Genomic DNA, 273 nt, shown 5'->3' with positions numbered 1-273 from the left:
AATAGTGCCGCGACTTTTGGGGTATAGACAGCATACGTGAAGGCCATAACCGTAACCAAAAGCTAACTGTCTTCCATGGTCGTTTAAAATTGCCGGTAGAAAGTGAAACTGGATGTCTGGACCTTGTGTCGCTAAGCTTGAGCTAACAAAGCCACCTGCTTCGGCAATGTTGGACGAGAAAATACCTTTGCGCCTAAACGCATAGTCTGCGGTGGCTTTTACGTAGGAAGGCAAGGCCCCTAACGCCACGGCATAGCCCTCTCTCGCTTTACA

Annotated in this window: 1 pseudogene; it reads right to left on the bottom strand. The window is 49.1% G+C overall.

Annotated elements, in window-relative coordinates:
- Positions 1 to 273 (bottom strand): annotated as a pseudogene (locus NLF92_RS12935) (GMC family oxidoreductase); the annotation flags it as partial.

The sequence above is a fragment of the Opacimonas viscosa genome (genome assembly GCF_024199005.1).
Taxonomy (GTDB): Bacteria; Pseudomonadota; Gammaproteobacteria; order Enterobacterales; family Alteromonadaceae; genus Opacimonas; species Opacimonas viscosa.
The sequence above is the reverse complement of the archived record's forward strand: the minus strand, read 5'-3'. Positions and strand labels throughout refer to the sequence as shown.